Genomic DNA, 11700 nt, shown 5'->3' with positions numbered 1-11700 from the left:
CTCGGGGGTATAGTTTCGTGTTTTCATTGTCGTATTCTCTCAGAAAGTTGAGCCTCCGACAATACCGGGGCGGTTCAGAGCGCTGTGCTTACGTTTGTTCCAATAGCCTTGCATGGCGCGAACAAACAGCTCTTTTTCATCAAGTCGTCTACCTTCTGCTAAGCAAATACCTTGTTTGTTTTTCTCAATATCGTCATAGCTTAGAATTTGGAATGGTGACCAAAACACTTGGAATTTGCTTAAAAAAAAGGCAAGTGATAGAGCGATGACTGCTACTAGCATAATCACAATCTTTATGGCTTTTTTATTAGAATGAGTTATTGAGGGAATCAAGGTTCGATACCTATGCTAGTAAAATTTTAGAAAACGATTTAGTAAGAATGACTTCTGCTGTCAAATCCATAAAAACTAATTTGGGGTCTGTTAATTAGTTTTTATGATCATCACTTCAGTGCTGAATTGATTGATTAGATTGCATGGTTTTAAAAGGTGTAACGTTCCACGTTTCTATCAAATCCCATATCACAGTATCAATCTCTTGCCAATGCTCTAAGTTGCTAGGATGAAAGTACCATTCAACTTTGATACCGCCATAAATAGGCTCGTATGAAATAGCTTTGACTTTCTCATTATTCCAAAATGAAAAAACTATGCCAGAGACTTGTGGATTAATAGAATTACCAAAGCAGTGTGGTATTCCAATATCATCTCTAGTACGGCAATGTAATCCATACTTTTCTGAAAGCTCTTTTTCATATTTAGCCTTTACCTCTCTTTCTTCCTTTTCTGTTGCCTCTTTAGTTGTAAGACTGGCTTGATATGAGTTAATCACTACCTTCACCTGATCAGGATGATCTAAGGTGTCATCGGACTCAACTACTCTATCTGACGCCTGTACCCATGAGCCATTAAGCATGAGATTGAACTCGTACCCTCCTCCTGATGTTTTAGAGATAGGCATTTCTGTTGCTTCTTCTTCACTTATTTTGTCAAAACCCGTAGGCTGATAGTCGATAGGAAACTGACCAATATAACGCTCATACTGTGGTCGATAAAACTCCCTTTCTACTCGTTCATTATGTGTGACAAAATGCTCTCGCCTTTCTCCAACTTCAGCCTTCAAAATAAGATGGTCATTAATCTTCCAAGTAACGACATCGCCCTCTTTATACGGGTCTTGCTTTTCTTGTTGCATACAGCCGCTTTGTAGTAGGGACAGTCCTAGCAGTAGGATGGTCATGACCGTGAAGTGAGGTATCCTCAACATAGACTGCCAGCCTCAATCAAAATAGTATTAATTATAATCGACAATTGTTATTATTAATTTCTAATTTACATAGAAAATATGATTTTTATGGCTACATCAGCTATTTTGCTAAATAAAAGCCCATCAATCGCGGCATTACTTACTCTAGTACTGATCGCCTCTATGTTATCCGCCTGCGACAGCAGCCCTATCGAACAGATAAAAGCCCTCACCGAAGATAAATACCCTGTGGCAAATATGCCAGATGAGCCGTTAGAGACACCCCTTGAGATCAATATCGAACCCAAGCGCCTTGCCATGACCAGCTCATGGAGCGCAGGGGTAAAGGATGATGGGACGCTATGGACATGGGGTACAAGTGGACTACTCCGAGAAACTAAGACAGGACAAGACCCAACGCCACGGCAAGTGGAAGGCGTGAATGATGCAGTGGCGGTGTCAGGCGGTAGTGGACATATGCTACTACTGCGTAAAGATGGCACGGTATGGGGCTGGGGGAGTAATAGTAAGAGTCAAATAGACCCTAATGATGAGGATACTTTTATAGAAGAGTTGCGTCAGATAGAAGGAATTGGAAATGTAATTGATATCAATGCAGGTAGTCATATTTCCTTTTTTGTTACTAAATCAAGAGAAGTTTTTGTACTTGGTAAAAATGAAGCGGGCTTTGCATCGGACAAGCGTACAGTTTTATTAGAAAAACCAACTAAAGTCGAAGATCTATACGATATTATTAAAATAGATGGAGAGTCCGATTCAGTTTTGGCTCTCAATAGTCAGGGGGATTTATTTGCTTTTTCTGAAACGAATTTAACTAGAACTTCCAAAAAATTTATCGAAAATACTCAAAGAAATTATAAGATTAATAAAATTAATTTTCTTAGCAAAGTTACTGATTTTTCAAGTGGTTATGCGAATATAGTGTTATTAGATGATGGTACTGTTTGGACATGGGGTGATGGAGAATACTCTGCTCAAGGGGCGACAAGTGGAAAAATTATTGAACCTCAACGAGTGAATGGTTTATCAAAAGTAGTAAAGATAAATAGCGTTTCTGCTAATACAACTAATCATGATCTATACGTATGGGGAACATATGTATACAGATATCAATCTTCTTCTCTTGGTTCAACCAAGGACTATATTCAACGACCTGTAAGGATTGCGCAGAATATAACAGTCAAACAATATGGGACTGGAGGCTTTGCTGATTATTCTTTCATAGATGAAGAAGGTAATGCATGGATGTGGGGTGATAAAAGTGATAGAGGACAATGGGGGACGGGCGAAATTACTGAAGACTATATGCCAAAAGAATTCGTACTAAGTCTTCATCAATCACTCTTCAATATTCATTCTATAAGTAATTAATTAACTTTAAAATCAAGGATGCTTACTATGTCACAGTCAATGAAAGTATACTTCAGTCGGCTTACAATCAAAGCTCCGACTCTAATTCTTACGTCCTGTAAAGCACTTTCACCACATGCCATCCAAACTTGGTTTTCACTAGATGCGGGGTGAAGAGTTCACCACTGAAGCATATTTTATCAAATGCTGATACCATATCGCCTTTTTTACCTGATGGGCAGGTTGAGTGTTTTTTAGCCAAAACATCAAACTGGGCACCTTTTTTAAGCTTGGCAATAATGTCGTCAGCCAGTTCTTTGTCTTTCACTAAAATGTGTAATGCACTAGCTGTACGAGCCATAATGTAAACTCTTCATAAAATATTGATTATCCGGGCATTATATCACTACTTACTTTGGTTGCTAACCTCACTTGTATACCCAAAATTTCCGCAGACCTTTATCATTTATCTATAAAAGAATAGTAGCTATAGGGTTGTATTGATCTCTAACAACTGCTTTTTTTAAATCAATTATTATCCTGAATATATCAAACAAAAAAATATCATCGTTAATGATTTTAATCTTTAGTCATTGATTGCTATAAAGCGAGTTATCAACAGGAATTTTTCTGATTTTTAGCTTTTAATGTTTTTAAATGCTTTTAAATGCTTTTACGTCGCTCGTATCCATTGGTATCAGTAGCTCTCACGGCTCATATAAAGACGTTTATACACCCATTAAAAGACGTTTATACACCCATTAAAAGACGTTTATACACCCATTAAAAGACGTTTATACACCCATTAAAAGACTTTGCATAAAAATTGTCTTTATTATGACAATTATATACTATAGTCTTTATATAATAAATTTTTAGAGGGTTTTTATGTCTGATAATAAAATGGTCAGCAAGTCCAACATGTTGATTGAGTCAGAGTACACGGTCAATCTAGTGGCTCAACGTGTGGTTATCTTGGCAATCATTGAGGCAAGAGACCAAGGGAGTATGTCTGAGGTTGGTGGCATACATCGTATCAAGGCATCTGACTACGAGAAGCATTTTGAGTGCGATAAAACCACCGCTTATCGTTCGTTGAAGTCGGCTTGTGAAAGTCTGTATGAAAGTGAGTATGTGTGGAAAAGTATCGATGAGCATGGACGGGACAAAATCAATCACTCCAGATTGGTGCAACGGGCGTCTTATTGCGAGGGTGGTGGTTACGTTGAGATTATGTTTGGCACTGATGTTATTCCCCATATTACCAGGCTGAGTGAGCAATATACCGAGTATGAACTCAAGCAAATTAAGGATTTAAACAGCACCTATGCCTTGCGTGTCTTTGAAATTCTCATGCAGTGGTCGAGTGTGGGTAAAACCCCTATGATCACGATGGAGAAACTTCGTAGTTGTCTGGGTGTTGAAGACCATCAATATAAATTGATGAGCGATTTTAAAAAACGGGTGTTAGACCATGCGGTAAAAGAAATTAATGACCATACCAATATTACGGTCAGCTACGATCAGCAAAAAGACGGTCGTACGATTACGGGCTTTATTTTTAAGTTTAAGGTAAAACCCAAGGCTAAGGCATTGGTAGCATCAAAGTCAGAAACAAAAAGAGATACTGACACCCCTGATCTATTCCATAACATGACTGATAGCCAGATTGCTACGTTCAGTTATAAGCTGGCGAATTTACCTGAGCTTGGCAGTAATGCTCCAATCGGGAAGAGCACCGCCGAATACGCCGCCATCATTGCTAGTGAGCTTGCCGATGAGAGCGAGCAAGGCAAATACATGCCTTACTTAGCAAAAGTGGGTTATAGAAAAACAAAGCAGCTGAGTCTCGTTATGGACTAGGGTAGTACGAGGGTTGCGGTGTTGGTATCTTAAGCTCCTTCTTGTCAGTCTCTAACTGATGGTCAGGCAAGGATGCTTTGATAACTAGGTCTAATGGTTCAGGGACAGGCGTATTGCCATATAATGTTTGATGATAGGCTTCTTTCTTTTCCATACCCGTTTGCCAAGTATTTAAGTCATTTCGATACCGGCGCTCGCGACTGCTGTCGTAATCAAAGCTTTCTTGATATATTTCTTTGGCTCTAGGTTGCATTCTTGCACCATCGTATTTCTGCTCGTACATAAAGCCTTTGAGCCGAATATTTTTCTTAATATTAGGATGAGACACACTGATTGAGCGTTCAGTTTGCCGTTCAATGGTTAAGCCTAGCTTTCTAAGGTAATTAACCACCGCATATTTATGCCACATAGTGTCTTGTTCTAAAGTTCTGAGCAGCTGCCGATCAATGGCTTGTTTAAGCAGCGCATGGCTGGGTGGGTTCTTGATAATCTCAGCGTCTTCATCTACCTCATCTTTTTCTGTCCTGCTTTTACGCTTGACGTCAAAAGGCGTGGGTCGTGGTGCATTGTCCACATAAGGATTTACTGCGCGCTTGCGACTGGGATCATCAGGATTGGTCAGCTTGTACTCATGGTTGATGATATTTTTCAGCGCATTCACTCGTACCAAGTCGGCACCGGCAAAGAACGGCTGCAAGCTCTTACCCGATCTCAGTTCCATACAGGGAATCAGAAAGTTCAGCTCTAGCCGTCCGACGCTGTCACTACCCTCAATCACCGCTCCGTATTCATCTGTCTTAGGCACTTTGGCTTTATCGCTATGTTCAATCCATAGAATATCGTACTGATCAGGCTCAAGCCCTGCAAACAACGTCTTCTCAAAACGCTGCATGATGTCCATTTTCTGCTCATCGTTGAATGAATCTGCCGCCTCTGTAAACGATAACACCCCTGATTTATACTTTTGCTTAAAGGGCGTGGCATTAATCAGCTGCTCCGTCATTACAGGGTCGCCGTAAAGCACCTTCGCATCGGCTCGCTGCCTATCACTGCCAAGCAAGTAATTAAGCGGCCCTGCGCCCGATCCTGTGCCATGACGAAAGAACTTGACCAGCATCAGTCTTCACCTTGTAAGTTTTTCTCAATCAAATCGGTCAAAATCTCTCTAATGGCACTGATTTCAGTCAATACGTTTTGATCCAACTGATTGTGGGTATTAGCGTGTTTGGCAATCTGGTTAAGGTTAGACCCTATCCGACCCAAAGCGCGTACCAGAGTAGGATCAGCCTGTTTAATCGGGGTAGCACCCAAGCATAAATTACGCATCCACCCTGCTAGGGTCGCGTCAGTCTTACGCTGATGAAGTCGTTGTAGCTCGTCGTCTGTGAGGCGTATGGATATTTCACGTAAACGCTTACTCGGTTTTTGATTATTCATTAGGCAACTCTTAAACCGTTTATAGAAATCTTATTTTGAATTAAAAACCCTGATATGCTTAGTTCAGCAGAACTATGCAGTTAGTAATATTACGTTAATATCATACTGCTCATAAAAAAATATTAACAAACTAAAAATAAAACCCATTAATTAGAATAGGTTATAGAATGGAACAACCTAGTAAGCAAAATATAATTGACTTTGTAGATAATAAATACGGTGTAAATGTTTTAAAAAACCTTAAAAACATTCATCAAGGAGGCCAGAATAACCAGAAAGGTCGTGATTATGAGAACTTCTATCAACTCTATAGGGTTTTTCAAACAGCAGCCAATGATAATTATGATTGCAAAAAACATGTTATTGGAATGCAGCAAATCGGTTTTGTGGATGATATTTGTCATATCGACTACGAAAATAAAATCAAATATAACTATCAAGCTAAAAATTCGGCGGCGGCAGCGGCTGATTGGACGGATGAAATTAGCGAAAGATTTAGAAAGCAAAGAGAGATTGATACCTCGTGCTTTGGTATTATTAACACGAAAAATTGTTTACTAGTGTCCGATGAATCTAAAGCTACTAAAAATATTGGGAAGATCCCCGAAGACTTAAAGCCTAATGATACCTGTGAATATTTTGAATACCATCTAAACACTGTGTCATTAATAGAAAATACAGATATTACAAAGCATATCGAAAAATTGATTGAGAATAATAATCGCTCTAATATTGACTTCGCATGTACTTTAATATTGGGCGCATTACAGTCTGGAAACTACATTACGCTAGATGAGGTGTTCTCTAAAGCTGAATCAGAAGGTAATCCAAATCCGTTTAAAAAGTTTAGAGAACCAGCAAAAAGGTATACTATTCCCGCCTGGCTAACACAAATTCTGACAAACTATTCTCATTGTGTTAAGTATAGTTTAGAATATGAAACTATCACTCTATGTATAAAAGACTCATTCACCATTGGGTGTAAGATTGAATCGATTATAAATATACCTGATGATATATCAAAAAACATAATCAGTATCAAAGAGTTAACTGGATTATTGATGTCTACGGCTGCTCAAGATATTGATCGGCCATTAAGCTCTTCTCAAGAGTGAGAGGGATGATATGAACATAAACAGCCGTACATATACGGAAATAGCTACAACGCGCGCTAAAAGACAACTTCAAGATCTTTTAGATAGTAATTCTGTGCCTGCTGCTTATCGTAAAAGCATGATAGAGCTAGGAAAATTGCTAGCTGACGCTGTCTCACCATCATTGGAAAATAAAAGCACACTTATTGTTTCTACGGCAGAAGATGCTGATTATCTACAGTTTGGCGTTTCGTCGTTTTTAAAAAGTAAAGGGATTGATACTAAATTAGCTGTTTTTTGGAACCACCACTATCAACTATCTAATAGTTCTAGCGTTGCTCCTATAGTTCATAAATTTATCGAGCCTGGCTATAAATGTGCAAGAAATATCATAGTAGTAAAGTCTGTGATGTCTGGTAGCTGTGTAGTAAGGACTAACTTGATTGAAATGTTAGATGAAGTAAAAAGAGCTGAGCACGTTTTCATATTATCTCCAGTTGCTCATAAAAACTCAGAGGAAAAGCTTAAAAATGAGTTTCCTAAGCATATATCAGATAAGTTCAAGTTCTTCTGTTTTGCAATAGATGACAAACGTGATGTGAGCGGAGAAGTAATACCAGGTATCGGAGGACAGATATACGATTTACTTGGATTAAGCAAACAACCAGTTCTTAGCTCTTATATGCCTAAAGTAGTTGAAGAACTCGTCTTCTAGTTAATCTAACACTTTTGATTTCAAAGAAAATATGGCTATTACCGCTTTCAATAATAGCCATATTTTTTTCCTTATAGTATAGAGTTTTTTGGGGGATCAAAGGGGGCAGCGCCCCTTTTGACAGCACTTGAAAGGGGAAGATGTAGCAAAGCGAAAACGCCCCCTTTCAAGTGCTGCTGGCTTAATATTACTATAAGCATTATTTCTATTTGGCTGTACCTATTAGTGTTGGAATGACTGTACCTATGATAAAATAATTGGCTGTACCTATTTACTTGTAAATGACTGTACCTATTGTATTGGAGGATTAGATATGGATAAAAGACGCAGGAATATGCGACGATATAATGCGATCCGTTCTGCAAAGGTAGGGGCTATGGTTGAGATGATAAGCACGATCGATCATGGTGCTAGTGAGATAGATGAGTTAGGTGTTTATGATGGTTACCGATTAGAACGCCAAGTGAATTCATATAGGGCGATGCAGATTGCTCAGTACTTCAATGTGAATGTCAGTAAGAGCAAGCTGATTCAATTTTCTAAACCTAAGGGGCATCGATATGATTTTACGGCTGCTCAGTTAATGGATTATATCAGTGAGCATCATGATGCTTTCGCAAATTATTGGGACTGGTTTAGACAATCTGCGTTAATGTCAGTTGATAGAAAATATCCTATAGATAACGACAAGAAAGAGTAGTTTAAGTCTATTACATGGCTGTTATTGCTTATCAGTCTGCTATGAGTAGTTTTAATGCTAAAGTCTGTTATAAGTAGTTTATTAGCTTGAATTGCGGTCTTAATGATTGGTACTGGTGAGGTATAGCTTACTAAGCATAATCCAGTTAACCAAACAGGCTATACAGTATTACAGCAATAAACAAAAGGGACGAAATATCATCACCCAGTATTATCAATTTATGCCAAGCTTTATCCTTATTTTTATTATGAATAATAGAACTACTGTTGTAATTACTTATAAAATCATCATCACTTATAGAGTATCTTTTTTTCGACAAAGATATATTTTGATCTAGATCTATAGGTATAACAACTTGTTTCAAAGCTCCTAAAAACACTCCTAGCCATATTAAGATGGACGGTATGTCTTTATCTATAAAAGAGTCTGCGAAAAAACCAAAACTTAAGATTAGAAGCACAATAAAGAGCTTGCGGTAACTTCCTCTTCGATAACTTAATATAAATTTCTGCATCAAAAATCTTATATGCCTCTGTAAGAGATTGACTATTAGAGTTGCTCTAGGATTTTTGTGAATTGCTTTGACTTAGGAATAACTCTAAACCCAAACAGATAACAAACCCAAAAAATCCTGCAATATAGAAGGAATCAAGTAATATTTCCCCTGTTAACCTATAGTCTAAATAAACGACTCCCATAAAAATCGTCAGAATTAAAGTTAAAGATAATGCCCTTTTTAGATAATATTTCATAAAAACCTTATAATTCAGGAAAAAATACTGTATCACTCCACATTAATGAACATATGTTTATTAAATAAAGTAAATAATAATGTTAGTGATAATCATTGTTAATAGATATATTCAGTACATTCTAAAGATGCGGTTCCCTAGTGAGGACTAGAATCTTTGACTGTAGGCTACTAGTACAAGCTGTTTTGCTCACTGAAATAGTCTCAGTGTACTTCGTTGTGTACATGCAGTGAGCTTTTCGTGGGCACATCAAACTACCCTTGATAGTTGTGACAACCAGGACAGCTGCAATGACATTTTATTTAAAAGATAGCGACCAAGAGTATTTCAGCAAGTTTTGGGTGCAAGAAAGAAAATATCTAAGCGAAGTTGGTGGAAGGTTATTAATCGTAGATGAAGCAAATACTCACCCATTTAATGATCTATTAATTACAGGATCTAAAGGAATAGTGGGGATTGATGCTATGAAGCCTAGGCTAACTCATAGCTACCATTACTTTTGTATTCCCTATGAGCTAGGAGAAGAAATAGAAGAAGGTTTAATACCTGAAACTATAATATCTCAATTAATTAATGATAACTTAAAGAGTGCTATTTTTATAGCATCAACCGATGCCAGTTTTGGTTGTTTTGGTGAGTGCTTTCACACAAACGAGGAAATAATTTGGAATTTTTCAGCATCACACTTAAATACACCGTTTCTTATATTTGATAATGAAAAGAAAGTGTTTGCGCTGATAGACTATGACTTACCCTTACAAATCATTGGTTATAAAACCCATATTTTAGACAGAAAGAACTACATTAAAAGTAAAATAGGTCAAAATGGATGGGATACTGTATTTGCAAGGTATTCCCATTATACGAACATGCCACACCTTTTTAATGAGTATTATAAGTTTCTATTGCCCGATAAAGTAGTCAAGTTTTTAGATTCTATAGTGATACCTCCTCCAGTGAACTGCACTCAAAAATAGAGTTTTATGGACATCATCATAGTCAGATATAACTCCTAGAGTGAATGTTCAAAAAATTGTGTTCGGTGCGCTATACAGGAATCGATCTGGCAGATGTATGAAGCATCTCGGAATCTCCATACTCTTTCAGATTTTTGAATCTTAAACAATCCCAATGTGGCTCAGCATTCGCATACGCATCAACCATACGGCGTCAAAGAAATACTTTTTGTGGTATTCATCGGCCCAATAGTGATATTGATAATATCGCAAACCTAGAGAGCACAAGAAGCTTACTACCAATGCCAATATAAACCATGAAATATGCGGTGTTTTTTTAACAAAAAAACGATAAAGTATTAAAAAAGACATGGCATACAAACTAAAATACCAAGCAAAAGCACCATATCCCCATGCCACTATATGCCCGCTTGAAGTGTAGTTGACAGGAAAAACATCGTAAAAGCTTAAAGCTATCGAACATAACAACAAGATGGCTAAAACGACTGAAAATTTGGTCGAATAGTTTGGTATGGTAAGTAATCGAATAACAAGGTAGAAGAATATATAGTTTCCACAAACAGCTAATATTCCGTAGTCTCCATACATCAGACCAAAAGGTAAGTATAACGTACCCAATATTAAAGTACCCATACCTCCACCGTCTTCACCACTCCCTATACTTATACTTAGTTTATAAGCAGGCAATAATAAACAAAGAACATAAGTTATCATCAAAAATTGAGTTACTAACTTTAGGTTTTGGTCTGATACAAGCAGAGCTGGTCTTTTATTCATAATATTTATGGCTTGCATGCGATTTTGTAAGTGGATGAGGAAAAGTACAATTCGAGCTTTCTAAATAGCCAGTGATAGCTTTTGATTCAAGGCTTTTCAATAGAGAGTCTACTCGTCATAGACCGTCTTCATAATATAGAGTGACAGAATCGAAATGAAGTGAGCTTCCATAATATTCCCCATAGAACTCACCGCAATTGGAGACGGGATATATCGTAGAATCTACGTATCTAGGCCTTAAATGATAGGGTTTGTCCATAGGTCCATCAGTTTTAGGATCGGATAAAAGCGAATCTTTTATCTTAATAAAGTAATGACCATTGCCCCGTTGTTGTTGCTTAGTGTTTTGTTCAGGGTCTTGTTTGATAAACGCATCACTATATTTTTTATCGGTCAATAATTGACAACAATCACTGGGAATCAAACTGTACCTACCATGTTCTGCGGCCAAAATAGAATAAGGAAACCGACCGTCCTTGTATTGAGACAGGTTGGCTATGCTGTCTTGTTCGAAAGATGTGGCCTGAAGGTAATCCGTCATCAGGGATTTAAAATCGATAGTATCAGGTCGATCTAAAATGGCTTTTGTATAATCTTCTAATAACAGGGGCTGAGGTATTTTCCAATATTCACATAGAGATTGCTTTCGACACCGTCGTAAAACTTCACCTTCATAATTAATATCTCTTAGAGTGAACCGCCCCGACTTTATCGGAGAGTGATTTACTTGAGTCAGGCAGCAATACCTGACAGGATTAAACTATCATA

The 11700-nt window shown here is 37.7% G+C and carries 13 protein-coding genes; 6 read left to right on the top strand and 7 right to left on the bottom strand.

Annotated features, from left to right (window positions below):
- Nucleotides 1-39: 39 nt before the first annotated feature.
- Nucleotides 40-282, bottom strand: a complete 243-nt coding sequence (locus tag AAEY78_RS11850; RefSeq protein WP_352339549.1) for a hypothetical protein — start codon at nt 280-282, stop codon at nt 40-42.
- Between the two features lie 166 nt (nt 283-448).
- Nucleotides 449-1195, bottom strand: a complete 747-nt coding sequence (locus tag AAEY78_RS11845; protein WP_352339548.1) for a hypothetical protein — start codon at nt 1193-1195, stop codon at nt 449-451.
- 159 nt (nt 1196-1354) lie between these two features.
- On the opposite strand from AAEY78_RS11845, the gene AAEY78_RS11840 reads away from it, so the two are divergent.
- Nucleotides 1355-2638: an RCC1 domain-containing protein gene (locus AAEY78_RS11840; RefSeq protein ID WP_352339547.1), complete on the top strand. Its 1284-nt coding sequence runs from the start codon at nt 1355-1357 to the stop codon at nt 2636-2638.
- An 88-nt stretch (nt 2639-2726) separates the two neighbouring features.
- Here AAEY78_RS11840 and AAEY78_RS11835 read toward each other — a convergent pair whose 3' ends face one another.
- Nucleotides 2727-2978: a peptidylprolyl isomerase gene (locus tag AAEY78_RS11835; protein WP_352339546.1), complete on the bottom strand. Its 252-nt coding sequence runs from the start codon at nt 2976-2978 to the stop codon at nt 2727-2729.
- Between the two features lie 527 nt (nt 2979-3505).
- On the opposite strand from AAEY78_RS11835, the gene repM reads away from it, so the two are divergent.
- The gene (gene repM, locus AAEY78_RS11830; protein WP_352339545.1) at nt 3506-4480 is read left to right on the top strand and encodes a replication initiation protein RepM; all 975 of its coding nucleotides are present in this window, start codon (nt 3506-3508) and stop codon (nt 4478-4480) included.
- Here the strand turns inward: repM and AAEY78_RS11825 are convergent.
- Both AAEY78_RS11825 and AAEY78_RS11820 read right to left on the bottom strand, forming a co-directional pair.
- Nucleotides 4470-5597, bottom strand: a complete 1128-nt coding sequence (locus AAEY78_RS11825; RefSeq protein ID WP_352339544.1) for a relaxase family protein — start codon at nt 5595-5597, stop codon at nt 4470-4472. The genes repM and AAEY78_RS11825 overlap by 11 nt on opposite strands.
- On the bottom strand, nt 5597-5917 hold the full coding sequence (locus tag AAEY78_RS11820; protein ID WP_352339543.1) for a MobC family plasmid mobilization relaxosome protein: 321 nt from the start codon (nt 5915-5917) through the stop codon (nt 5597-5599). The genes AAEY78_RS11825 and AAEY78_RS11820 overlap by 1 nt, the downstream gene beginning before the upstream one ends.
- A 167-nt stretch (nt 5918-6084) precedes the next feature.
- Here AAEY78_RS11820 and AAEY78_RS11815 point away from each other — a divergent pair, with 167 nt between their 5' ends.
- From AAEY78_RS11815 to AAEY78_RS11805, 3 genes are all read left to right on the top strand, one after another.
- The gene (locus tag AAEY78_RS11815) at nt 6085-7032 is read left to right on the top strand and encodes a hypothetical protein (protein ID WP_352339542.1); all 948 of its coding nucleotides are present in this window, start codon (nt 6085-6087) and stop codon (nt 7030-7032) included.
- A 10-nt stretch (nt 7033-7042) separates the two neighbouring features.
- Nucleotides 7043-7726 (top strand): hypothetical protein, encoded by a 684-nt coding sequence (locus AAEY78_RS11810; protein WP_352339541.1) that lies wholly within the window; start codon nt 7043-7045, stop codon nt 7724-7726.
- A 313-nt stretch (nt 7727-8039) separates the two neighbouring features.
- Nucleotides 8040-8426 (top strand): hypothetical protein, encoded by a 387-nt coding sequence (locus tag AAEY78_RS11805; RefSeq protein ID WP_352339540.1) that lies wholly within the window; start codon nt 8040-8042, stop codon nt 8424-8426.
- A gap of 145 nt (nt 8427-8571) precedes the next feature.
- Here the strand turns inward: AAEY78_RS11805 and AAEY78_RS11800 are convergent, their stop codons facing one another.
- Nucleotides 8572-8940: a hypothetical protein gene (locus AAEY78_RS11800; protein ID WP_352339539.1), complete on the bottom strand. Its 369-nt coding sequence runs from the start codon at nt 8938-8940 to the stop codon at nt 8572-8574.
- A 528-nt stretch (nt 8941-9468) separates the two neighbouring features.
- On the opposite strand from AAEY78_RS11800, the gene AAEY78_RS11795 reads away from it, so the two are divergent.
- Nucleotides 9469-10155: a hypothetical protein gene (locus tag AAEY78_RS11795; protein WP_352339538.1), complete on the top strand. Its 687-nt coding sequence runs from the start codon at nt 9469-9471 to the stop codon at nt 10153-10155.
- Nucleotides 10156-10296: 141 nt separating this feature from the next.
- On the opposite strand, the gene AAEY78_RS11790 is transcribed toward AAEY78_RS11795, so the two are convergent.
- Entirely contained in the window at nt 10297-10932 is a 636-nt protein-coding gene (locus tag AAEY78_RS11790; RefSeq protein WP_352339537.1) for a hypothetical protein, read from the bottom strand.
- Nucleotides 10933-11700: the final 768 nt, after the last annotated feature.

Source organism: Psychrobacter sp. 16-MNA-CIBAN-0192, from assembly GCF_040309565.1.
In the GTDB taxonomy this organism is placed as follows: Bacteria; Pseudomonadota; Gammaproteobacteria; order Pseudomonadales; family Moraxellaceae; genus Psychrobacter.
The sequence above is the reverse complement of the archived record's forward strand: the minus strand, read 5'-3'. Positions and strand labels throughout refer to the sequence as shown.